Annotated in this window: 17 protein-coding genes; 10 read left to right on the top strand and 7 right to left on the bottom strand. The window is 70.4% G+C overall.

The window, feature by feature from the left end:
- The first annotated feature begins 107 nt into the window (after positions 1 to 107).
- On the top strand, positions 108 to 2,918 hold the full coding sequence (locus tag AAIB33_RS00330; protein WP_345801582.1) for a polysaccharide lyase family 8 super-sandwich domain-containing protein: 2,811 nt from the start codon (positions 108 to 110) through the stop codon (positions 2,916 to 2,918).
- Between the two features lie 9 nt (positions 2,919 to 2,927).
- On the opposite strand, the gene glmS is transcribed toward AAIB33_RS00330, so the two are convergent.
- Together glmS and coaA are read right to left on the bottom strand one after the other, a co-directional pair.
- Positions 2,928 to 4,781, bottom strand: a complete 1,854-nt coding sequence (glmS, locus tag AAIB33_RS00325; protein WP_345801581.1) for a glutamine--fructose-6-phosphate transaminase (isomerizing) — start codon at positions 4,779 to 4,781, stop codon at positions 2,928 to 2,930.
- 81 nt (positions 4,782 to 4,862) lie between these two features.
- Complete coding sequence (gene coaA, locus AAIB33_RS00320; RefSeq protein ID WP_345801580.1) at positions 4,863 to 5,861, bottom strand: type I pantothenate kinase; 999 nt, start codon at positions 5,859 to 5,861, stop codon at positions 4,863 to 4,865.
- Positions 5,862 to 5,938: 77 nt separating this feature from the next.
- On the opposite strand from coaA, the gene AAIB33_RS00315 reads away from it, so the two are divergent.
- The 6 genes from AAIB33_RS00315 to AAIB33_RS00290 all read left to right on the top strand — a co-directional run bounded on the left by AAIB33_RS00315 (position 5,939) and on the right by AAIB33_RS00290 (position 14,848).
- Positions 5,939 to 6,499 (top strand): YdcF family protein, encoded by a 561-nt coding sequence (locus AAIB33_RS00315; protein WP_345801579.1) that lies wholly within the window; start codon positions 5,939 to 5,941, stop codon positions 6,497 to 6,499.
- A gap of 9 nt (positions 6,500 to 6,508) precedes the next feature.
- Positions 6,509 to 7,441 (top strand): Ppx/GppA phosphatase family protein, encoded by a 933-nt coding sequence (locus tag AAIB33_RS00310; protein ID WP_345801578.1) that lies wholly within the window; start codon positions 6,509 to 6,511, stop codon positions 7,439 to 7,441.
- Between the two features lie 47 nt (positions 7,442 to 7,488).
- Complete coding sequence (locus AAIB33_RS00305; protein WP_345801577.1) at positions 7,489 to 10,068, top strand: DUF4062 domain-containing protein; 2,580 nt, start codon at positions 7,489 to 7,491, stop codon at positions 10,066 to 10,068.
- Positions 10,061 to 10,906 carry a hypothetical protein gene (locus tag AAIB33_RS00300; protein WP_345801576.1) on the top strand — a complete coding sequence of 282 codons (846 nt, stop codon included), beginning with the start codon at positions 10,061 to 10,063 and terminating at the stop codon, positions 10,904 to 10,906. The genes AAIB33_RS00305 and AAIB33_RS00300 overlap by 8 nt, the downstream gene beginning before the upstream one ends.
- 215 nt (positions 10,907 to 11,121) lie before the next feature.
- Complete coding sequence (locus AAIB33_RS00295) at positions 11,122 to 12,429, top strand: GDSL-type esterase/lipase family protein (protein WP_345801575.1); 1,308 nt, start codon at positions 11,122 to 11,124, stop codon at positions 12,427 to 12,429.
- A 184-nt stretch (positions 12,430 to 12,613) separates the two neighbouring features.
- Positions 12,614 to 14,848, top strand: a complete 2,235-nt coding sequence (locus AAIB33_RS00290) for a GDSL-type esterase/lipase family protein (RefSeq protein WP_345801574.1) — start codon at positions 12,614 to 12,616, stop codon at positions 14,846 to 14,848.
- A gap of 55 nt (positions 14,849 to 14,903) precedes the next feature.
- On the opposite strand, the gene AAIB33_RS00285 is transcribed toward AAIB33_RS00290, so the two are convergent.
- The 4 genes from AAIB33_RS00285 to rplM form a co-directional block, all read right to left on the bottom strand.
- Positions 14,904 to 16,493: a collagen-binding domain-containing protein gene (locus tag AAIB33_RS00285; protein ID WP_345801573.1), complete on the bottom strand. Its 1,590-nt coding sequence runs from the start codon at positions 16,491 to 16,493 to the stop codon at positions 14,904 to 14,906.
- A gap of 280 nt (positions 16,494 to 16,773) precedes the next feature.
- Positions 16,774 to 18,132 (bottom strand): phosphoglucosamine mutase, encoded by a 1,359-nt coding sequence (gene glmM, locus AAIB33_RS00280; RefSeq protein ID WP_345801572.1) that lies wholly within the window; start codon positions 18,130 to 18,132, stop codon positions 16,774 to 16,776.
- A gap of 15 nt (positions 18,133 to 18,147) precedes the next feature.
- Complete coding sequence (rpsI, locus tag AAIB33_RS00275) at positions 18,148 to 18,630, bottom strand: 30S ribosomal protein S9 (RefSeq protein ID WP_345801571.1); 483 nt, start codon at positions 18,628 to 18,630, stop codon at positions 18,148 to 18,150.
- Between the two features lie 26 nt (positions 18,631 to 18,656).
- Positions 18,657 to 19,103 carry a 50S ribosomal protein L13 gene (gene rplM, locus AAIB33_RS00270; RefSeq protein WP_345801570.1) on the bottom strand — a complete coding sequence of 149 codons (447 nt, stop codon included), beginning with the start codon at positions 19,101 to 19,103 and terminating at the stop codon, positions 18,657 to 18,659.
- A gap of 529 nt (positions 19,104 to 19,632) precedes the next feature.
- On the opposite strand from rplM, the gene galU reads away from it, so the two are divergent.
- The gene (galU, locus tag AAIB33_RS00265; protein WP_345801569.1) at positions 19,633 to 20,526 is read left to right on the top strand and encodes a UTP--glucose-1-phosphate uridylyltransferase GalU; all 894 of its coding nucleotides are present in this window, start codon (positions 19,633 to 19,635) and stop codon (positions 20,524 to 20,526) included.
- Between the two features lie 164 nt (positions 20,527 to 20,690).
- Complete coding sequence (locus tag AAIB33_RS00260) at positions 20,691 to 20,930, top strand: hypothetical protein (protein WP_345801568.1); 240 nt, start codon at positions 20,691 to 20,693, stop codon at positions 20,928 to 20,930.
- Here AAIB33_RS00260 and AAIB33_RS00255 read toward each other — a convergent pair.
- Positions 20,908 to 22,293 carry a sugar transferase gene (locus AAIB33_RS00255; RefSeq protein ID WP_345801567.1) on the bottom strand — a complete coding sequence of 462 codons (1,386 nt, stop codon included), beginning with the start codon at positions 22,291 to 22,293 and terminating at the stop codon, positions 20,908 to 20,910. The two genes, AAIB33_RS00260 and AAIB33_RS00255, sit on opposite strands and share 23 nt — an antisense overlap.
- Before the next feature lie 382 nt (positions 22,294 to 22,675).
- On the opposite strand from AAIB33_RS00255, the gene AAIB33_RS00250 reads away from it, so the two are divergent.
- Positions 22,676 to 23,494, top strand: coding sequence for a polysaccharide pyruvyl transferase family protein (locus AAIB33_RS00250; protein WP_345801566.1), 819 nt, complete (start codon positions 22,676 to 22,678; stop codon positions 23,492 to 23,494).
- Positions 23,495 to 23,515: the final 21 nt, after the last annotated feature.

The raw sequence follows: 23,515 nt of genomic DNA, 5'->3' as shown, positions 1-23,515 counted from the left end.
GTGCTTCCCGGGGCGGGGTCTACTGTCTGTTCACACCCGAAGGAAACATGCCGGAAACATGACGGAAACACTCCGTTATCCGGCGCCACCGCTGAGAGTCGGCCACCGTGACTCACCCTGCCCTGCGTTCCGCGCTGCGCCGCGCGCTCGCCGCCATGACGGCGGCGCTCCTCGGCGCGGCCCTCCTGACCGCCGTCGGCGTCCCGGCCGGCGCGGGTGCCGCCGACGTGTACGACTCCATGCGTGCCCGGTACGCCGCCGATCTGGCGGGCGTCGTGCCCGGAGCGGACGACGTCGGCGACCTCGACGCCGCCACGGCCCGCGTCGCGTCCGCCGGCGAGAGCGCGTGGCGATCGCTGCGTCCCACGACGAGCGCGTCGACGGAACCGTGGGCGGACCTGTCGACCGGGACGAGCAGCCGCCACCTGCTGTTCGCCTACCAGCGCGTCGTCGCGATGGCGACGGCGGTGCGCACGCCCGGCTCGGCACTGAGCGACGACCCCGACCTGCTGGCCGACACGATCTCGGTCGCGGAGTGGTTGAACGCCTACCGCTACAACACCACGAGGGCGAAGGATGCCGAGTGGTGGTACTGGGAGATCGGCATCCCGATGGAGGTGAACGACCTCACGAGCCTCCTGTTCGACGATCTCACGGCCGACCAGCGGTCCCGCTACCTCGCGGCCGTCGCGCGGTTCACACCGCACCCGTCGCGGACGGGAGCGAACCTCGCGTGGTCGTCGTGGGTCGTCGCGCTGCGCGGCGTGCTCGCGAAGGAGCCGGCGAAGATCGACGAGGCGATGTCCGGGCTGCGGCCCGCCCTCCTCGACACGACCTCGGGCGACGGCTTCCACCCCGACGGCTCCTTCGTGCAGCACGACCGGTTCGCGTACACGGGCGGCTACGGCCTCTCGATGCTCGACACCGTCTCGCGCCTCTACCTCCTCGTGGACGGATCCCCGTGGGAGCGGACGGATGCCGCCTACCTCTCCTACTACGACCGCATCGAGTCGTCCTACGCCCCCGTCATGTGGTGCGGCGACCTCCTGGCCGACGTCCGGGGCCGCGAGATCGCGCGAGCCGGTTCGACCGACGGCTCGGCCGGCGCGATCGCGCAAGCGTCGGCGCTCCGCCTCGCCGACACCGCACCCTCGGCGGCGCGTGCCGTCATCCGCGCCCGCGCGAAGCAGTGGCTCGAGTGCTCGGACGGGACCGCGTCGAGCGTCGAGGCGATCGGCGCACGCGCCGATGTCGTCCGAGCGCGTCTCCTTCTCGCCGACGCCTCGGTCGCACCCGCCACCCCCGGCGCCGGCGGCGCCGTCGCACTCGACGGCATGGACCGGTTCGTCTCGTCGAACGCCCGTGCCGCCTTCTCGGTCAGCATGTCCAGCAGCCGGATCGGCGGGTTCGAGTCGATCAACGGCGAGAACCTGCGCGGCTGGTACACAGGCGACGGGATGACCTCGCTGCGGCTCGGAACGGGCGGCCAGTTCGACGGCGGCTACTGGGCCACCGTCAATCCGTACCGGATGCCGGGAACAACGGAAGACACGATGCGCCGCGCATCGGCCGAGGGATCGAGCTACGTCAGCCCCGAATCCTTCGCCGGGTCGCTCGCCACGCCCGACAGGGCGACGGGGATCGCCGCCATGCGCTACGACGCGTATCGCAACAACCTCACCGCGAAGAAGACGTGGTTCGCGTTCGACGACGAGATCGTGTGCGTCGGGGTCGACATCCGCTCGTCCGGCATGAGCGGGTACGGATGGGACGGCGCCACGACGCGCGTCGAGACGGTCATCGACAACCGCCTCGCCCGAACCTCGGACGCCGCGCTCGTCGTGGACGGCGCCTCCATCGCGCGCGACACGTCGGCGAACCGCACCGCGACCTGGGCCGCCGTCACGGGACCCGGTGAGTCGGTCGGCTACTACTTCCCGCGCCGCACGAGCGTGACGGCCCTCGACGAGACGCGCTCGGGGTCCTGGGCGGCCATCAACAGCCTGTCCGGCAGCAGCGCGACAGTGACGGGGAGGTACCTCACACTCGTCACGTCGCACGGTCGCAATCCGGCGGGCGCCGGCTACGAGTATGTGCTGCTCCCCGGCGCGACCGCGGCCGAGACGGCCTCCTACGCGCAGCGTCCCGGCATCCAGATCCTCGATCGATCAGCGGGGCACGTGGCCGTGCACGACACGTCGTCGGCGACGACGGGCGCCGTCTCGTTCGACGCGACGACGGATCACACCCTCGCCCCCGACGGCGTGCCCCTGGCGACGTGGCGCGGGAGCGGCATCCTCTCCATCACGGAGTCCGCCGATGCCGTGAGCGTGTCCGTCGCCGACCCGGCGCGCTCCGCGGGACGCATCGACGTCACCCTCGACCGCGCCGTCATCACGCCGGAGCTGGGTCACGGCCTCGTGGCGGCCGAGCCGGGTGCCGACGGGACGAGGCTCGAGTTCGATCCCACCGGCGCCGACGGGCGCACTCTCTCGGTCGTGCTGGCGAAGGCTCCTGCGCCGACGCTCGTGCGGATCGACGACGCCGACGCCCGGATCCGCTACCAGGGCCTCTGGAAGACGACGTCGGCGCCGCAGGACTACGCCGGCGGCATCTCCTACAGCTCCGAATCCCTCGCGTCGTTCTCGCTGACGTTCACGGGAACCCGCGTGCGCATCGAGACGCGCCTCACATCGACGTCCGGGATCAACGAGGTGACGATCGACGGCGTCGTCGTCGGGCGCTACGACGGCTACGCCGCGACGCCGACCTACCGGCAGACCGTCTTCACGAGCTCCGTGCTGCCGGACGGGCAGCACACCGTCACCGTCACGCGCACCGGCACGAAGTCGGCGGCGGCGACGAGCCGCAACATCACCCTCGACGGCATCGTGATCGAGACCGATCCGTCGGGGTGACGCCTCCGGCTACTCGACCGTGACGGACTTCGCCAGATTGCGGGGCTGGTCGACGTCGAGGCCCTTCGCGGTCGCGAGGCCCATCGCGAAGATGTGCAGCGGCACGACGGCGAGGAGCGGCTCCATGAGGGGAGCCGCGAGCGGGATGTGCAGCACCTCGTCGGCGAACGGGAGCACAGCCGCGTCGCCCTCTTCGGCGACCGCGATGACACGGGCGCCGCGCGCGCGGATCTCCTGGATGTTCGAGACGACCTTCGAATGCAGCACGGGCGACTCGCGCGGCGAGGGCACGATGACGAAGACCGGCTGGCCCGGCTCGATCAGCGCGATGGGGCCGTGCTTGAGCTCACCGGCGGCGAAGCCCTCGGCGTGGATGTACGAGATCTCCTTGAGCTTCAGCGCGCCCTCGAGGGCGATCGGGTAGCCGACGTGCCGTCCGAGGAAGAGCACCGAGCGGGTGTCGGCCATCCAGCCCGCGAACTCCTCGATGTGCTTCTGCGAGCGGTCGAGGATCCGCTGGATCTTCTCCGGCACGCCTTCGAGCTCGAGCACGTGCTGCGCGACCTCGGTCGGCGTGAGCGACCCGCGGACGCTGCCGATGTGCAGCGCCAGCAGGTACAGCGCCGTGATCTGGGCCACGAACGCCTTCGTCGACGCGACGGCGACCTCGGGGCCGGCGTGCGTGTAGACGATGGCGTCGGACTCGCGCGGGATCGTCGCTCCCTGCGTGTTGCAGATCGAGACGGTGCGGGCACCGGCCTCGCGGGCGTACTTGACCGCCATGAGCGTGTCCATCGTCTCGCCCGACTGGCTGATCGAGACGACGAGCGTGTCGGGTCCGATCACGGGGTCGCGGTACCGGAACTCGTGGGCGAGCTCGACGTCCACGGGCACGCGGGCCCACTGCTCGAGCGCGTACTTGCCGACCATGCCGGCGTACGCCGCCGTGCCGCACGCGATGACGATGACGCGGTTGATGCCCGAGAACAGGTCGTCGAGTCCGTCGAGCTCGGGGATCGAGACGACGCCCTCGCGGATGCGGCCGCGCAGCGTGTTGGCCACGGCGTCGGGCTCCTCCGAGACCTCTTTGGCCATGAACGACGACCATCCGCCCTTGTCGGCGGCCGCGGCATCCCACAGCACCTCGAAGGGCTCGACCTCGACGGGGCCGCCGGAGAAGTCGGTCACCTCAACGCCCGCGGGCGTGATCGCGACGATCTCGTCCTGGCCGATCGCGAGGGCGTGACGCGTGTGCTCGACGAACGCAGCGACGTCGGAGGCGAGGAAGTTCTCGCCGTCGCCGAGCCCGATCACGAGCGGCGAGTTGCGGCGCGCGCCGACGACGAGTCCGGGGTGCTCCTCGTGCATCGCGAGAAGGGTGAAGGCGCCCTCGAGGCGGGCGACGGTCGAGCGGAACGCCTCGACGAGGTCACCGCCGTTGCGGCGGTACTCGTGGCCGAGCAGGATCGCGGCGGCCTCGGTGTCGGTCTCGCTGCGGAACGAGTAGCCCTCCGCGAGCAGGTCGTCCTTGATCTCGGAGAAGTTCTCGATGATGCCGTTGTGGATGAGCGCGAGCTCGTCGTGGTCGGCGAGGTGGGGGTGCGCGTTCGCGTCGGTCGGTCCGCCGTGCGTCGCCCAGCGCGTGTGGCCGATTCCGGTCGAGCCGTCGGGCAGCGGGTGGTGCTTCAGGTCGTCGCGGAGGACGCCGAGCTTTCCGGCCTTCTTGCGCATGCCGAGGCCGCCCTCGCCGTCGATCACGGCGATGCCCGCGGAGTCGTATCCCCGGTACTCGAGGCGCGACAGACCGGCGAGGAGGATGGCCTGGCTGTCACGGGGCCCTACGTATCCGACGATTCCACACATGCCCCCGATTTTAGACGGGGGGTTTCGTGAGACGCCTGAACAAACCGGGAGGGATGCCGCGTCCCCGGCCCCGTGTGCCGCTCAGAGCTTCCGGAGGAGGACCCGCTCGACGGCGTGATTCGCCGACTTGTGGAGGACGAGCGACGCGCGGTGGCGCGTCGGTGCGACGTTCTCGATGAGGTTGGGCAGGTTGATGTCGTTCCAGTACCCGAGCGCCATCGACACGGCCTCGTCGTCGGTGAGATGCGCGAAGACGTTGAAGTAGGAGCTCGGGTTCGCGAACGCGGCACGGCGCAGCGCCAGGAACCGGTCGACGTACCACTGCGTGATGTGCTCGGTCGCGGCATCCACGTAGATGCTGAAATCGAAGAGGTCGCTCACCGCGACGTCGTTGGGGTTGGGCGGCGGCTGCAGCACGTTGAGGCCCTCGACGATGACGACGTCCGGCCGGCGGACCGTCACCTTCGCGTCGGGGACGATGTCGTAGCGCAGGTGCGAGTAGAAGGGGGCCTGCGCCTCGGCCGCGCCGCTCTTGACCTCGGTGAGGAAGTTCACGAGCGCGCGGCGGTCGTACGACTCCGGGAAGCCCTTGCGCGCCATCAGGCCGCGGCGTTCGAGCTCGGCGTTCGGGTAGAGGAAGCCGTCGGTCGTGACGAGTTCGACGCGCGGGGTGTCGGGCCAGCGGCTCACGAGCTCGCGGAGGAGGCGCGCGATCGTCGACTTGCCGACGGCGACCGATCCCGCGACGCCCACGACGAAGGGGGTCGTCGTGTCGGGCTCCTGCAGGAAGCCCGACGTGTCGGCGCCGAGCCGCTTCGTGGCGGCGGCGTACAGGCTGAGGAGTCGGCTGAGCGGGAGGTACACCTCCCGCACCTCGGTGAGGTCCAGGCGGTCGCCCAGACCACGGAGCTGCACGACCTCCGTCTCGGAGAGGGGCTGCGTCATGCCGGCGGCGAGCCTGGACCACTCGTCGCGGCCGATCTCGCGGTAGAGCTGCGGGCTCAGGCGAGCGGCGGCGTCCGAGACGTCGGGATCGTCGGCGGCGGCCTGGTCGTCGGGGATCGCAGCTTCGGCGGACATCGCGCCCATCGTATCGGCGATACACTCGCACGGACGCGGGGCACCGTCGCTCTCGACAGCGAGAGGGAGGGCGGGATATGCGCTGGTTGACCCCCAAGGCGGCCGCCATCACGGCGGGCGTGCTTCTGGTCCTGGTCGCCGCCGTCACTCTCGCCGGGCTTCCGCTCTACGTCTTCCCGCCCGCCGGCACGGTCGGCAAGGCCGATCTCATCTACGTCATCGGCCCTCCGCAGAAGTACCGGGTTCAGCTCGAGCGCGAGCTGCGTGCCGAGGGCGTCGCCGACCGATCCCTCTTCTCCGTGCCGACCCACGGCGGGTGGTCCGCGGAGCGGCTTCCCGTCTGCCGCGAGCCGGCGGTGGACTGCGAGCATCCCGAGCCCTTCACGACGAAGGGCGAGATCGCCTTCCTCACCGAGTACGCCGCGGAGCACGACGTGCACCGCACGGTCATCCTGACCTTCACCCCGCACGTGCTGCGCACGCGCTACATCCTCGAGAAGTGCTATGGGGGCGACGCGACCGTCGTGGCGGTGGACCAGCATCTGAGCCTGGGCGACTGGATCTACCAGTACGCCTACCAGTCGCTGTCGCTCGTGAAGGCCTGGCTCACGCCGTGCGCCGACGCGTCGGACCTGTAACCTCGACGCGTGCGCCTGGGAGTCCTCGACATCGGCTCGAACACCGTCCACCTGCTCGTCGCCGACGCCCATCCCGGCGGCCGGCCACTCGCGACCACGAGCCAGCGGACGGTCCTGCGCCTCATGCGCTACCTCGCGGCGGACGGCTCGATCACCGAGGAAGGCGTCGAGGCCCTCGTGTCCGCCGTGTCCGAAGCGCGCAAGGTCGCCGCCGACGAGAAGGTCGACGAGCTGCTCGCGACGGCGACCTCGGCGGTGCGCGACGCGACGAACGGCGAGGACGTCATCGCCCGCATCGAGGAGGCCCTGGGCCAGGAGCTGCAGGTGCTCGGCGGCGAGTCGGAAGCCCGCTTCACCTTCCTCGCCGTCCGCCGCTGGTTCGGCTGGGCGGCGGGCCAGATCCTCCTCTTCGACATCGGCGGCGGTTCGCTCGAGCTGGCCTCGGGCGCCGACGAGCTGCCGGACGTCGCGGCATCCGTGCCCCTCGGCGCGGGGCGCATGACGGTGCAGTTCCTGCCGGACGACCCGCCGGGCGAGGACGCGATCGAGGTGCTCCGCGACCACGCACGCAAGACGCTCGCGCCGATCGCCGAGCGGTTCCTCGAGGAGCCTCGCCCCGATCACGTCGTCGGGTCGTCGAAGGCCATCCGGTCGCTTGCGAAGCTCGCGGGGTACCCGGTGCCCGGATCGTCGGGGATCGAGGGGATGCTGCTCCCCCGTGCCGCCCTCGGCTCGTGGATCCCGCGGCTCGCGCGCATCCCCGCCTCGGCGCGACAGGAGCTGCCGGGCATCACACCGGACCGGACCTTCCAGATCGTCGCGGGCGCCGTCGTGCTGCACACCGCCATGTCGATGCTGAAGGTCGACGAGCTCGAGGTGAGCCCCTGGGCGCTCCGCGAGGGCGTGCTGTTGCGCTATATCGAGGCGATGTCCTGGGGGTGAGCCCGCGATAGTGGACGCGGGCGCCGCGCGTGCCTCATGATTCCGCTATGGGCTCGCGGCCCGCGGCGATCCGCACCCCCGACCAGCGTCTCCGTGTCTTCGTCAGCTCCACTCTGAAAGAGCTCGAGCCGGAGCGCCGTGCGGTGCGCGCCGCGATCGAGGCGATGCAGTTCGCGCCGGTCATGTTCGAGCTGGGCGCCCGTCCGCACCCGCCGCGCGACCTCTACCGCTCCTACCTCGCCCAGAGCGACGTGTTCGTCGGCATCTACGCCGAGCGCTACGGCTGGGTCGCGCCCGGCGAGGAGATCTCGGGCCTCGAGGACGAGTACGCGCTCTCAGGCCCCCTTCCCCACCTCATGTACATCAAAGAGCCCGCGCCCGAGCGGGAGGAGCGGCTCACGACGCTGCTCGATCGCATCCGCAGCGACGACCGCAGCTCCTACAAATCGTTCCGGGATGCCGAGGAGCTCGCGCAGCTCGTGCAGGCCGACCTCGCGACGCTGCTCGCGGAGCGGTTCGACGCCTCGCGGGCCGACGCATCCTCCCCCTCCGACGCGGTGGATCCCCCCGACATCCCGGCTCCCTACTCGGCGATCGTGGGCCGCGAACGCGAGAAGGGCGACGTGCTCGCGCTGCTCGGTCAGGATGGCGTCCGGCTCGTCTCGCTCGTCGGCCCCGGAGGGATCGGCAAGTCGCGTCTCGCGATCGAGATCGCGGACGCCGTCGCCGAGCGGGGACGCGATGTCGCCTTCGCGCTGCTCGAGGCCGTGCCCCTGCCGGATCGTGTCATCGTCGCCATCGCGCGAGCCCTGGGGGTGAAGGATGCCGGGGGCGAGGGCTCGCTCGAAGACCGCGTCGTGACCGCCCTCGGCGACCGGGAGCTCCTGCTCGTCGTCGACAACATGGAGCACGTCCTTCCCGCCGCCGACCTGCTCGTCCGGCTTCTCACGCAGGCGTCCGGCCTGCAGCTCCTCGTCACGAGTCGCTCCCCGCTGCGCGTGCGGGCCGAGCGCGTGTACGAAGTGGGACCCCTCGCCGTGCCGGGCGAGGACGACACGGCGAGCGCCGATCACGAGGCATCCGCCGTCACCCTCTTCGAGCAGCGCGCGGCAGCGGTGCGTCCGGGATTCCGGGTGAGTCCGGAGAACGCGGACGCGGTCGCCGCGATCTGCCGTGCCGTCGACGGCGTGCCCCTCGCCATCGAGCTCGCCGCCGCCCGCGTGCGGTCCCTGTCGGTCGAGGAGATCCTCGAACGCCTGGATTCGGCGCTCACGCTGCTCGTCGGCGGCGCCCGCGACCTCCCGGAGCGGCAGCGCGCGCTGCGCAGCACGATGGAGTGGAGCTTTCAGCTGCTCGACGACGACAGCCGCGCCGGCCTGCAGATGCTGTCGGCGTTCACGGGCAGCTTCACCCTCGCGTCCGCCGAAGCCGTGCTCCTCGCCTCGGGGACGCCCGATCCCCTCGCGGTGCTCGAGGCGCTCGTCGACGCGAGCCTCGTCGGATCGGCCGATCGCCGGGGCACGACGGTCTTCCGGCTGCTCTCGCTCGTGCGCGCCTACGCCCACGAGTCGATGGCTCCCGACCAGGCCGAGTCGGCGGTGCGGGCGTGGATCGAGCACTACCGATCTCTGGCGACGGATGCCGCGACCGCCATCCGCGGGCACGGTCAGGGCGAGTGGCTCGAGCGTCTCGACCTCGAGACGGAGAACCTCGCGGGCGTGGCGCGGGCGATGCTCGATCGTCGCGAACTCGATGCGACCGCCTCCTACCTCTGGTCTCTGTACCTCTATCTGTGGATCGGTGGCTACCTCGGGGTCGTGTACGCGTGGGCGACCGAGCTGCTCGCCCTCGCGGAGCGGGAGCGGCGGCCGCTCGCGGTGCAGACCCGCGCCGTCGCCGAGTACTACACGAACGCGATCCGCTACTGGCAGGACCCCGACTTCGACACAGCGCCGGGGATGGCGCGCAGCCGCGACCTCTTCATCGAGGCCGGCGACTCGTTCGGCGGCGCGCTCTCGCGGGTCTCGCTGAGCCTGGCGCTGCTCACCGCGGCGGGCGGAGCCGACTTCTCCCGGGCACGGTCGGAGCTCGAGCTGAGCTTCGACGAGTTCCTCTCGATCTCCGACAAGTGGGGCCAGTCGATGGCACTCGTCATGATCGGGCGCATCGACCTGCTGCAGGGCGACCTCGGGTCGGCGCGGGGCCGGTTCGACGGCGGTCTGACGCTCGCCTCCGAGCAGGGCGAGCGACTCGCCATCGTCATCGCGATCAACCACCGCGGATGGTCGCGCTTCCTGGCGGGCGATGTCGTCGGCGCCCGGCAGGACTTCGCCGACGGCTTGGACATCTCCCTTTCGCTGAGGCACGACGAGAGCCTCGCCTACGGGTTGGAATCCTTCGTCGCCCTGGCGGCCGCGGCGAAGGACGTCCGGCGGGCCGGCATTCTCCTGGGCGCGGCGCAGACGGCGCGACGGCGCAAGGGTTTCCTCAATCCGGGCGCGTTCGAGTTCTACATGGTTCCCCTGAAGGCGATGCGCGACGCGGGTCTCGGCGATGAGCTCGACCGAGCCGTCGCCGAAGGCTCGACGCTCACCGTCACACAGGCGCTGGAGTACATCCGTGAGTGATCGGCACGCCGACAACCGCGTGCTTCCCGCGACGCGGTGGGTGGCGATCGCCATCGTGCCGTTCCTCGTCGTCGCGGCGGCGCTCCTGTTCGGGTTCCCGGATCGCACCGGGGAGCTCTTCGCCTGGCCGATCGCGGTGCCGCTGTCCGCGTTCCTCCTCGCGTCGGCCTATGTGGGCGGGATCCGGTTCTTCGTCGGCGTCGCGCGGGCGCGGCGGTGGCATCACGTGAAGCACGGCTTTCCGGCCGTCGTCGTCTTCGCGGGTGCGCTCCTCGTCGCGACGCTGCTGCATCTCGACCGCTTCTCGCAGAACCTCTCGTTCGTCGTCTGGATGGCGCTCTACCTGACGACGCCGTTCGCCGTCGCGATCCTCGCCGTCGCGCAGAATCCGCGCGACCCGCGGACTCCGGATTCCGTGGATGCCGCCATCCCCGGTCGATGGCGATACGGGCTGGCTGCGATCGGCGGGGCCGCCTTCGTCTTCGGGGCGATCGTCTTCGTCGCTCCCGGGTTCGCGATGTCGTTCTGGGCCTGGCCGCTCACGCCCCTGACGGCACAGGTGACGGGCGCCGTGCTGAGCCTCACCGGCGTGGTGAACGCCGGTCTTCTGTGGGACGACCGCTGGAGCGCGTTCCGCACGCTGTTCCAGGCGCAGCTCCTGAGCCTCGTCGCAATCGCCGTCTCGGTGATCGCACGCCGTGACGATCTCCTGTGGGACCGGCCGATGACGGTGGCATTCCTCGTGCTCGTGGCCGGCGCACTCGTCGTCTACGCCGTGTTCACGCTCCGCTGCGAAGCGATCGCGCGGCGGGCCGCGGCATCCCTCGCGCTCCGCTGACACGCTGTCCGCCTTTCGGCGGACGCGTGCGCTGACTGCTGTCCCCCGATCGGGGGACGAATTGTCACGTCCTGGTTAAATCGCGAATGATGTTTGCGATTCGGCTTGCGCGCCCGACTTTCGGACTGCCAGGCTCGCCCCAGGCTGCGGAGCCACAGGCGCAGCGGCGACAACGGCGTCGGATCCCCACTGGAAATCCCCTCGCTAGGAGCCGAATGCCGCAGTCCCCCAGGGCGCTTCCGCGCGCCCGCACGACCATCCTCGCCACGTCCGTCGCGGCCCTCGCCGCCCTGTTTCTCTCCACCCTGACCGGCCCGGCCGCCGTCGCCGGGGAGCCGGCCCTCCCCTCCGTCGTCGCCGCCCTGGGCGATTCGATCACCCGCGCCCCGCTCACCGAGGGCGCCGGCGTGGGCACCGGCATCAACAGCTGGTCGACGGGCACATCTCCCGACGTGCAGTCGCACCTGCTGCGCATCGACGCCCTGCGTGGGACGCCGGCGACGGCCTACAACCTGGCGGAGGGCGGTACGACATCGGCCGCTCTCGCGGCGCAGGCGCGCAGCGCGGTCGAACTCCGAGCCGACTACGTCACAATCCTCTCGGGCTCCAACAACATCTGCCTCTCCCCGACCGTCGATTCGCTCCCCGACGCGGCCGTCTTCGGAAGCGAGGTCGGCGCAGCGCTGCGCGTGCTGGCAGCGGGGCGCCCGAGCGTGCGCATCCTGCTCGCATCCGTGCCCAGCCTTCTCGCGGTCTACGACGCGGGCAAGGATTCCCCGCGCGCTCTCGCAGCGTGGGCGTATTTCGGACGCTGCCCCGTGCTGCTCGCGGATCCCCTGTCACAGACTCCCGAGGCGGTCGCGCGCCGCGCCGCGGTTGAGGCGAAGGTCGTCGAGATGAACAAGGCGCTCGCCGACGCGTGCCGTGCGGTCGCGCAGTGCACCTACGACGACGGCGCGGTATATGCGAATCGCCCCTCGCTCGCCGATCTGTCGCCCTATGACTACTTCCACCCGTCGATCTCGGGTCAGGCTCGCCTCGCCGCCGCCACCTGGGGCGCGGTCGAGTCACACGGGCTGTTCGGGCCCGGCGGCATCCCCCCGGTCCTCGGCGCGCCAGCCCCGAGCGACGACGCGCCCGCCCAGCTCGAATGGATCGAGAACACCGACGACCGCGTACGGTACGCAGGCACGTGGAAGACGACATCCAGCTCCCGGGATCACGACGGATCGATCAGCTACAACTCCGCCAGCGGCGCGGCGTACTCGCTGACGTTCAGGGGCACACAGGTCTCGATCGTGACGCGAAAGACCCCCACGAGCGGTATCGCCGAGGTGTCGATCGACGGCGAGGTGGTGGGCAGGTTCGACTCCTACGCCGAGACGGCCGAGTTCGAGAAGACGGTGTTCACGAGCGCGCGGCTCGTGGCGGGAACGCACACGGTGACAGTCGTGAGGACGGGGACCAAGTCTCCCGACTCCGGCGGCCGCAACCTGATCCTGGATGCCTTCGTCGTCGAATGACCCACCGGGCTCGACGGGCACAGGGAGGCGTGGATCTCGGGGATGCACGCCTCCCGTCCCGATGGCGCTCGCGTGCGGCTTGCGCGTCCACGGGACGGAGTGCCATGCTCGGCGGAACTGCGAACGCACCACTGCGCAGGTGAACCACGCTCACTGCCGAGACCGTTTCACCGCTGGAGCCAGCATGCCCTCCTCGCCCTCGCCCCTCGATCGTCGCGCCCGCCGCACCTCCATCGTCGCCGCCGTCGCCCTCGTGATCGGGCTCCTCGGGCTGCCGATAGCCTCCACGACGGCGCACGCCGAAGATCAGCCCGACGTGATGGCCGCCCTCGGCGACTCGATCACGCGGGCCGCTCGTGCGGACGGGGTCTCGGGGGATCGCCCGGCGTACAGCTGGTCGACGGGCACCTCTGCCCATGTGCAATCGCATCTCCTGCGCCTTCAGGGTCAGACGGGCGTGCCGATCACGGCGTACAACCTGGCGGTCGGCGGAACGACCACGTCGGACCTGGCCCGGCAGGCGACGCAGGCCGTGGCTCGCGGCGCCGACTACGTGATGATCCTCTCGGGATCGAACAACATCTGCGGAGCGAAGGCGATCGGCGACATCCCGTCGCTCGAGCAGTTCCGCAGCGAGTACGGCGCCGCGCTGCAGAAGCTGAGCACGGGACTGCCGCAGGCCCGGATCCTCGTCGCCTCGATCCCCAGCCTGCTCGAGCTGTGGGAGATCGGCCACGTGAACGCGGCCTTCGTCGACCAGTGGAACCGCCAGGGGTCGTGCTCGCTCATGCTGGGGAGCGCGGACGATCTGTCCGTGTCTGCGACGGAACGGCGAGCGTCCGTCGAGTCGATCCTGGTGGCGATGAACGACGCCCTGTCCGAGCTGTGCGCGGCGATCCCGAACTGCCTGTACGACGGCGGGGCTGTGCACTCGATCGCGGCGACGACCGGGGATGTGTCGACGAGCGACCGATTCCATCCCTCGATCTCGGGGCAGGCGAAGATCGCGGCGGCGGCGTGGGGCGCGGTGCAGCGGGCGGGATGGTTCGGAACGGGGGCGAGCGCTCCTGCGGCGAGTACCGTCGCGCCGACTCCGACGGTCGAGCCGACCTCGACGGATGTGCCGACGCCGACGCCAACGGGCGAGCCGACGCCGGCGCCGACGCCGACCGGGGCGGCGGAGCCGACGCCGACCCCGACACCCTTGCCGACGCCGGAGCCGACGCCCGCGTCCACGCCGACGCCGGAGGCGACACCCTCTCCGACGCCGGAACCGACACAGACTCCCGAGCCGACACCGACGCCGACCCCAGCGCCAACGTCCACGCCGTCGCCCGACCAGACGCCGGCGGATCAGGTTACGGATCCGACACCCACACCCACACCGACACCGACCCCGACCCCGACCCCGACCCCGACCCCGACACCGCCGCCGACACCGACGCTCGTTCCGACGACGCTCTGGGTCGAGAACATGGACCCGCTCGTCGCGTACAGCGCCGACTGGAAGACGACGTCTGCGTCGCAGGACCACGGCGGATCCGTCAGCTACAGCTCCACCTCGGGTGCGGCGTTCGCCGTCACGTTCACGGGAACGAGAGTGGAGGTCCTGGCCCGCCTCACGTCGACGAGCGGCATCTCCGAGGTCCACGTCGACGGCGTCCTCGTCGGCCGGTTCGACGGCTACAGCGCGACGACCGTCTACCAGCGGACCGTCTTCGACAGCGGGCCGCTCGTCGCCGGACAGCACACCCTCACCGTCACCCGCACGGGCACCAAGGCCGCAGCATCCGGCGGACGCAACATCCTCCTCGACGCCCTCCGCATCCAGGCGCTGGTGCCCGCGTCCGCATCCGTCCCGACGCCCACCCCGACTCCGACGCCCACTCCCACCCCGACGCCCACTCCGACACCGACACCGACACCGACACCGACACCGACACCGACACCGACGCCCACACCGACACCGACGCCCACACCGACACCGACGCCCACACCGACACCGACACCGACACCGACACCGACACCGACCGTCCAGTGGATCGAGAACACCGACCCACGCATCGCGTACAGCGCCGACTGGAAGACCACCTCCGCGGCCGGGGACCACGGCGGGTCGGTCAGCTACAACTCGGCCTCGGGCGCGACGTTCTCACTCACGTTCACCGGCGCCCGCATCGAGGTGGTCAGCCGTCTCACATCGACGAGCGGCATCTCGGAAGTGCACCTCGACGGGATCCTCGTCGGACGGTTCGACGGCTACAGCGCGACGACCGTCTACCAGCGGACGGTCTTCGACAGCGGGCCGCTCGTCGCCGGGCAGCACACCCTCACCGTCACCCGCACGGGCACCAAGGCCGCAGCATCCGGCGGCCGCAACATCCTCCTCGACGCGCTCCGCATCCAGACCACCGGGTGAAGCGCCGCGAGGCGTAACCCCCATCGGGAGTCACGCCTCGCGGTGTGCGTCAGCGTCAGGCGGACCGCTTGCGGCGGCTCACCAGGAGCAGGATGCCTCCTGCGGCGGCGAGCGCGGCCGCTGTGCCGCCCGCGATCCAGGGCAGACCGCCGCCCGTGATCGCAAGGCTGTCGGAGGACGTCGCCGCGGGCTGCTCGGCGGTCGGCTGTGTCGTCGTGTCGTCCGTCACCGGCTCCTCGGTCGTGCCCGGCTCGCCCGGCTCCGTCGTGCCCGGCTCGGTCGTACCCGGCTCGCCTGGCTCGGTCGTACCCGGCTCCGTCGTACCCGGCTCGCCCGGCTCCGTCGTACCGGGCTCGCCCGGCTCCGTCGTACCCGGCTCGCCCGGCTCGGTCGTACCCGGATCCGTCGTCCCGGGCTCGCCCGGCTCGGTCGTGCCGGGGTCGGTCGGTCCCGTCGTGCCCGGCTCTCCGGTCCCGGGGTCGGTGGTCGAGTCGGAGGCGCACGGCAGCTCGCCCTTGAAGAGGTTCGTGTGCAGCTCCTTGCCGTTGCTGAGGACCGTCAGGTCGCCGGCGATGAGCTGGCCCTCGAACTCACGGCCGCCCTGGGCCTCGGTCGGGAAGACGACGTGGGCGTCGGGGGCGTAGATCGAACCGCGCACGGGCTCGTTGTAGGACGTGATGGTGACGTCGCCGGTCAGGTCGCTGAGGTCCCAGAGGATGTAGCTCAGCGCCGCGTTGCCGGGTGCGTTCTTGCCCGCGTTCACCTCGGACGGCAGCGTGAGGACGCCGTTCACGACGTCGGACGGTGCGACCTTCACGATGAGCGGCGAGGTGGTGCTGTAGCCGTCCAGGCGGAACTTGGGCGCACCCGAGATCGCCGAGAGGGGCACGCGGTTCGGTCCGGAAGGGTCGAGGGTCACGGTCGTGTCGCCCCCGGGGATGATCGTCGGGGTGCGCCAGATGCCGGTCTGCGCGAGGAGGTCGGAGCCCTCGTCGGCGGGGAAGTAGGACGAGAAGGACGCCTGGGCGGTCGCGAACGTCGCGGCTCCTGCACCGCCGTTCCAGGCCTGCACCTCGGACTCGATCTGGGCGCTCATGTTGGTGCCGGCCGCCGGGAAGTACGTCGTTCCGGCTCCCCCGAACTGCGGGCCGAAGGTGTAGCCGGCGGGCGTCGCGCGGTCGACGATCTTGGCTCCTGCGACGGGCGCACCGCCCGACGGGGCCTTGATCTGCACGACCTTGGTCGCGTCCGGGTTCACTCCGAAGCGGTTGATGAGCAGCCGGTTGTACTCGCCATCGATCGTCGGCGGGGTGTAGTCGGCGTTGCCGCCGATGCCGCCGTGGTAGAGGGGGTACTGGTTTGAGGCGAGCCCGCGCGGATCGCCGAAGGTCGCGGTGCCGCCGACGGCGAGGCTTCCCTCGAGCTCGCTGTTCGCGAGGATCGCGTCGCCCGTCACGAAGATCGTGTAGCCCGAGGCCGATCCGATCGGGGTCGCGGCCGCCATCGGGTTGGCGAGGCACGGAGCGGAGGTGTCCTCCGCGGCGCCGGCCATGGCAGCCGGTGCGACGGCGAACGCCGCCCCGAGGATGGCCGCCGCAGCGGCAGAAGCGGTGATCGCGCGGCGAGCGCGTCGGTGGTGGTTCACGAGGTCGTCCTCAGTTGTCGCGAGGGCACGACGATGAGCGCCCTTCGCGGGCGCCGCACGGCGTGGGCCGGCGCGGGTGCGCCGGACTCATTCGACGGCGAGAACGAGAAAGGCCCTCGCCGATCGTGCGATCGAGGGCCGCAGTTCGGGTGCTGACCCTCGCTCAGCACCGAACACCTCAAGCCTACGAATCCCGACCTGCATTCGACAATGAGACGGCTCTCATTTGAAGGGGACTCTCAGCCAGCGGGGCTCTCATGCGAGCCGCGCACGGCTCGTGTCAGAGCGAGAGGCGCTCGCGCACGACGGCCGCCAGCCGGCCGGCCGCGTCCTGCGCGGCGTCCTCGTCGGACGCCTCGACCATCACCCGGACGAGCTGCTCGGTGCCGCTCGCGCGGAGCAGCACGCGACCGGAGTCGCCGAGCTCGGCGGAGACGGCGGCCACGGCATCCGCGACCCCCTCATCGCTCGAGGCGCGCGAGCGGTCGACGTCGCGGACGTTCACGAGCACCTGCGGGTACACCGTCATGACGGAGGCGAGCTCCGCGAGCGACGCGCGCTTGCGAGCCATCTCGGCCACGAGGTGCAGGCCCGTAAGGAGCCCGTCGCCGGTCGTCGCGTACTCGCTCATGATGACGTGCCCGGACTGCTCGCCGCCGAGCGCGAAGCCGCCCTCATTCATGCGCTCGAGCACGTACCGGTCGCCGACAGCGGTCTGCTCGACGCGGATGCCGTGGCGCGCCATCGCGCGGTGGAGGCCGAGGTTGCTCATGACGGTCGCGACGAGCGTGTCGTCCACGAGGTGACCGCGCTCCTTCATCGAGACCGCGAGGATCGCCATGATCTGATCGCCGTCGACGACGCGGCCCTCCGCATCGACCGCGAGGCAGCGGTCCGCGTCGCCGTCGTGGGCGATGCCGAGGTCGGCTCCCACTTCGACGACCTTCTTGGCCAGCAGGTCGAGGTGCGTCGATCCGACGCCGTCGTTGATGTTGAGGCCGTCGGGGTCTGCGCCGATGACGGTGACGCGGGCGCCGGCATCGCGGAACGTCTCGGGCGAGACGCCGGCGGCGGCGCCGTGGGCGCAGTCGAGCACGACGTGGATGCCGTCGAGCGAGTGCGGCAGCGACGCGAGGAGGTGCACGACGTAGCGGTCCTCCGCGTCGGCGAAGCGTCGGATGCGGCCGACTCCGGCGCCCGTGGGCTGGAGCTTGGGGCCGGTCATCGCCTGCTCGATGCGCTGCTCGACGATGTCGGGCAGCTTCACGCCCCCGCGAGCGAAGATCTTGATGCCGTTGTCGGGAGCCGGATTGTGGGATGCCGACACCATGACGCCGAAGTCGGCATCCATGTCTCCGATGAGGAACGCGGCCGCGGGCGTGGGAAGCACGCCCGCTTCGAGCACGTCGACGCCCGACGAGGCGAGGCCTGCGGCGACCGCCGCGGCGAGGAACTCGCCGGAGACGCGCGGGTCACGGGCGACGACGGCGGTGAGCCGCTTGCCCGCGGCGCGGCGCGCCTCGGCGGTACGGCCCTGGCCCAGGACGACGGCAGTCGCCTGGGCCAGGGTGAGAGCGAGGTCGGCGGTGAGGGGGCCGTTGGCCAGCCCCCGCACGCCGTCCGTGCCGAAAAGCGGCATCGGATGCGCCTCGCTTTAGCGCTTCGAGTACTGAGGCGCCTTGCGGGCCTTCTTGAGACCGGCCTTCTTGCGCTCCTTGACGCGAGCGTCGCGCGAGAGGAAGCCCGCCTTCTTGAGCGTCGGGCGGTTGTTCTCCGCGTCGATCTCGTTGAGGGCACGGGCGATGCCGAGGCGCAGCGCGCCGGCCTGGCCCGAGGGGCCGCCGCCCGAGATGCGGGCGATCACGTCGTACGCACCGGAGAGGTTGAGAACGGTGAAGGGGTCGGTCACGAGCTGCTGGTGCAGCTTGTTCGGGAAGTAGTCCTCGAACGTGCGGCCGTTGATGGTGATGGTGCCGGAGCCGGGGACGAGGCGCACGCGCGCGATCGCCTGCTTGCGGCGACCGACGGCGGCGCCGGGGACCGAGAGCACGGGGCGCTCGGCGGCGACGGCCTCCTGGTCGACCGGCGTCTCGGTCGAGTAGTTGCTGAGGTCTGCGGAATCCTGGATCTTCGCCACGAGTGTGTCCTTATTCTGGGCGGCGCTTACTGGGCGACCTGGTCGAAGGTGTACGTCTTGGGCTGCTGAGCGCCGTGCGGGTGCTCGGCACCGGCGTAGACCTTCAGCTTCGACAGCTGCTGGCGACCCAGGCTGTTCTTCGGGAGCATGCCGCGGACGGCCTTCTCGACGGCGCGGACGGGGTTCTTCTCGAGGAGCTCCGAGTAGGTGACAGCCTTGAGGCCGCCCGGGTAGCCGGAGTGGCGGTAGGCCTTCTTCTGCTCGAGCTTCTGGCCGGTGAGGGCCACCTTCTCGGCGTTGACGATGATGACGAAGTCACCGGTGTCGACGTGGTTGGCGAAGGTCGCCTTGTGCTTGCCGCGGAGGAGGGCCGCCGTGTGCGAGGCGAGGCGTCCGAGGACGACGTCGGTCGCGTCGATGACCAGCCACTCGCGCTGGATCTCGCCAGCCTTGGGGGTGAAAGTGCGCGTCACAGTAGTGCTGCTTTCTTGTTCGAACGGAGAGGTTCGTGAATCCCACTCCGGGGTGGTTCCGAGCTCAGGGAGCGGAACACGCCAGTGGAGGGCTCACGTTCGTGGTGCCGGATAATGCCTCGACAGGCTAGGCAGAACCGCACACCAAAGGACAAGCTTACGGCATGAGGCATGCCTCGACCAAACCGCGAAGCCGCGCGAAGCGCGGAAAGGGCCCCCGGCCGGCTTGGGGATGCGCCTGGGGAAGCGCCCGACCGGGGACCTGTCCACGCGCGTCGGCGGTCACGGGGACCGATGACGCGAGCCTCTTGTCACAGCGGAACGACTGTGAAGTGTGGGTATCAGCCTATCCGAGCCGCGCGGGCGAGGACCGCGGCGTGTGGATGGATCTGACGCGTCGATCATCCCACGTCGCGCGGCGTCGCCGCATCCCGTTCCGGCTTTGTTTCACGCCGTCGGATGCCCGACGGTCACGCCTTGTCACCTCCGCGAAACAGAAACTTCATCCGGCGTGGGTACCGTCGCGAGCATGACGAACAGCTCCATCAAGGCAGTGATCCCCGCGGCCGGCCTCGGCACGCGATTCCTCCCGGCGACAAAGGCGATGCCTAAGGAGATGCTCCCCGTCGTGGACAAGCCCGCCATCCAGTACGTGGTCGAAGAGGCCGTGTCGGCGGGCATCGACGACATCCTCGTGATCATCGGGCGCAACAAGAACGCCCTGGCGAACCACTTCGACCGCGTGACCGAGCTCGAGCACACACTCGAGCAGAAGGGCGACCACTCCAAGCTCGAGCGCGTCATGCAGCCGAGCTCGCTCGCCGACATCCACTTCGTGCGCCAGGGCGACCCGAAGGGCCTGGGGCACGCCGTGCTCCGGGCGCGCAAGCACGTCGGCGACGAGACGTTCGCCGTGCTCCTCGGCGACGACCTCATCGATGCCCGCGACCCGCTGCTCTCGCGCATGATCGAGGTGTCGCTGCACAAGAGCGCCACGGTCGTCGCCCTCATGGAGGTCGACCCGTCGCAGATCCACCTCTACGGCTGCGCCGACGTCGAGACGACCGACGAGTCGGACGTCGTGAAGATCAAGGCCCTCGTCGAGAAGCCGTCCGCCGCGGAGGCGCCGAGCAACCTCGCCATCATCGGCCGCTATGTGCTGAAGCCCCAGATCTTCGACGTCCTCGAGGAGACCGAGCCGGGCAAGGGCGGCGAGATCCAGCTGACCGACGCACTGGAGACGCTGGCCGGCGACGAGGAGATCGGCGGCCCCGTGCTCGGCGTCGTCTTCACGGGCCGACGCTACGACACGGGCGACCGCCTGGACTACCTCAAGTCGAGCATCCAGCTCGCCCTCGACCGCGAGGATCTCGGCCCCGAGCTGGCCGCCTGGATCAAGGAAGTCGCACCGACGCTCGCCTGAGACCCTCCGCCGCACGAAGGCCGTTGCGACCATCCGGTCGCGACGGCCTTCGCCGTGCTGGGAGGACGCTCGGAAGTCGTATGCAGATGAACGGATGTGGGGATATGCTTGCGCGAAGCTCCATCCTCGCCTGATAACCCGGACTCAATGGAGAGTCGTCGCATATGGACGCGCCCAGCATCATCCTTCTCGCCGCCGGCATCATCGCCGTATGGGCGGTCATCGCCGTCGTCATCGCGATCGTTCTCGGACGCACGGCTGCCGCGAGCGATCACGAAGCCCGCATGGGCGCCATGACCCGCGACATGCGGGCACAGGACGCCGCGGCCGCGGCCTCCGTGCAGAAGCAGGATGCCGCGGCCGCGGGAAGCGGGTGGAAGGTCAGTAGGCACCCTCGCTCTTGAGCACGGCCTTGACCGTCTTCAGGAGGATCGTGAGGTCGCCCGTCAGGGTCCAGTTCTCGACATAGAAGAGGTCGAGACGCACGGTCTCGTCCCAGTCGAGATCGCTGCGACCGCTCACCTGCCACAGGCCCGTGATGCCGGGCTTGACCAGGAACCGGCGATGCACGGTATCGGCGTACTGCGTGACCTCGCGCTCGAGCGGCGGGCGCGGGCCGACCAGCGCCATGTCCCCCAGAACGACGTTGAACAGCTGCGGCAGCTCGTCGAGGCTGAAGCGGCGCAGGACCTTGCCCACGCCGGTGACGCGCGGGTCGTCCTTCATCTTGAACATGATGTCGTTGCCGCTGTCACGCGACTCGGTCGCCAGCTCCGTGAGGCGGGCCTCGGCATCCTGGTACATCGACCGGAACTTGAGCATGTGGAACTTCTCGCCGCTCAGGCCGATGCGCTCCTGACGGAAGAGGACGCCTCCGGGGCTCGTGAACTGCACGGCGAGGGCCACGAAGATCAGCACGGGCGCGAGGAGCACGATGAGCACTCCCGCCGCGAGCACGTCGAACGTGCGCTTCGCGTGCAGCTTGCCGCCGGAGTAGCGCGGCGTCTCCACGTGCACGAGCGGCAGGCCGGCGACCGGGCGGGTGTGCAGGCGAGGTCCGCCGATATCCGTGAGGCTCGGCGCGACGATGAGGTGGTGCCGTCCCGGCTCGAGCTCCCAGCTCAGCGACCGGACCGTGGCCGCGCTGAGCTCGTTCGCACTGGAGATCAGCACGGTGTCGGCATCCACTCGCCGCAGGGCTCCCATGACGTTGTCGACCGAACCGGACACCGCGATGTCCGTGCCGGGGATGTAGTCGGCCACGCGGCCCGACGGCGTGCAGGCGCCGACGACGAGAAGGCCGGCAGCGGGGGTGCGCTTGAGGTCGCGAGCCGTGGCGGCGACCGACTCCTCCGAGCCGACGAGCAGCACACGGTTGGCCATCTTGCCCTGACGACGCTGCGACACGAGCCAGCGGCGCCACACCCAGCGTGTGACCACGAGTGCCACCGTCGTGCCGATGAGACCGTACGCGAGGATGAAGGTCAGTCCCTCGACGCCGAAGAGGTACGCCAGCAGCGCGGTGCTGGTGAACGCGAGGAACGACGAGCGGACGAGCGCGCGGTACTCCTGGCTTCCGACGCCGACGACGCGGGGCGTCCGGCTGCCGGTCAGCGACAGGAGCGTCAGGATCGCGAGCAGCACGGCGCCGACGATGCCGACGGCCGGAACGAACAGGTCGAAGCGCGTGATGCGCACCATCGACGGATGCGGCGCCGTCATCGTCACGACGGTCAGGATCGCGGCCAGGATGATCGCGTCGGTCATCACGAGGGCTCGCGAATACCGGCGCTCCCACCGTGCCGGATGGGCACCGGCCCGGACCTGTGTGTACGGGGTACCCCCGACGACTCGCTCGTTCTTCACTGTCACAGTTGCCATGTATGTCACCACTCCCGAGTCACGGACCTCAGGGGGGAAGGAGGGAACGACGGGGAGTCGCCACCGTCGCCCCCCAGAGACGGATTCCGAAAGCCCATACTGTCGGTCTTTCGCCAACGGCGGGTTACCGCCGTGTTACAGCCGTGGCAAAGGTTTCGCTTTCGGGATGCTGGCGACGCATCGGAAACATGGGCTGGCTATAGTTCCACGCTATGACGCACCGGCCACACCGCCCCGCGCCCATCGGCAGCTTCGGGGAGGTCCTCCCATGAAGCTCCGCGGTGTCGAACTCGTGCACTGGAACCCGCGCCGGCACATCGGCGAGGGGCGGATCGCCCGCGCGCTCCCGCGGATCAAGCGGCCCAACAACTTCGGCGATCTGCTCGGTCCGCTGATCGTGAAGGAGCTCGCGAAGACCGTCCCGGGGCGGGCCGACGAGCGGCGGCTCCTCAGCGTCGGATCGGTCCTTCACTTCGCGAACGACGGTGACACCGTGTGGGGCAGCGGACGCAACGGCAAGATCTCGGACGACAAATATCGCTTCACGGACCTGGACGTGCGCGCCGTGCGCGGACCGCGCACCCGGGCCTGGCTCGCGGGCCGCGGAATCGATGCGCCGGCCGTCTACGGCGACCCCGCACTGCTCGTGCCGACGATCTTCCCGGAGTTCGCGGCATCCATCGTCCGCGGCCGCCGCGGAGTGACCGTCGTGCCGAATCTGCACGACGTGCCGCGCTGGAAGGACGAGCCGGGATTCCTCGACCCGACGACCCGCGTGTGGACGACGATCCGCACGATCGCCGAGAGCTCGCACGTCGTGGCGTCGTCTCTGCACGGGATCATCCTGGCCGAGACGTTCGGCGTCCCCGCGTCGCTCGTGCTGCCGGGAGCGGAAGACCTCTTCAAGTACCACGACTACTTCGAGGGCACCGGGCGAACGCTGCCACCCTCGTCGACGAGCGTCGCGGAGGCGCTCGAGAACCCCGCACCGCCCATCGCCGACTGGGATCCGCAGCCTCTCCTCCAGGCCTTCCCCGCCGACCTCTGGACGGGCGCTCAGACTCACCGCCAAGACCTCGCCGCGTGACCCTCGCCGCGTTTCGGCCAC

It is taken from the genome of Microbacterium sp. AZCO, from assembly GCF_039614715.1.
Classification (GTDB): domain Bacteria; phylum Actinomycetota; class Actinomycetes; order Actinomycetales; family Microbacteriaceae; genus Microbacterium.
The sequence above is the reverse complement of the archived record's forward strand: the minus strand, read 5'-3'. Positions and strand labels throughout refer to the sequence as shown.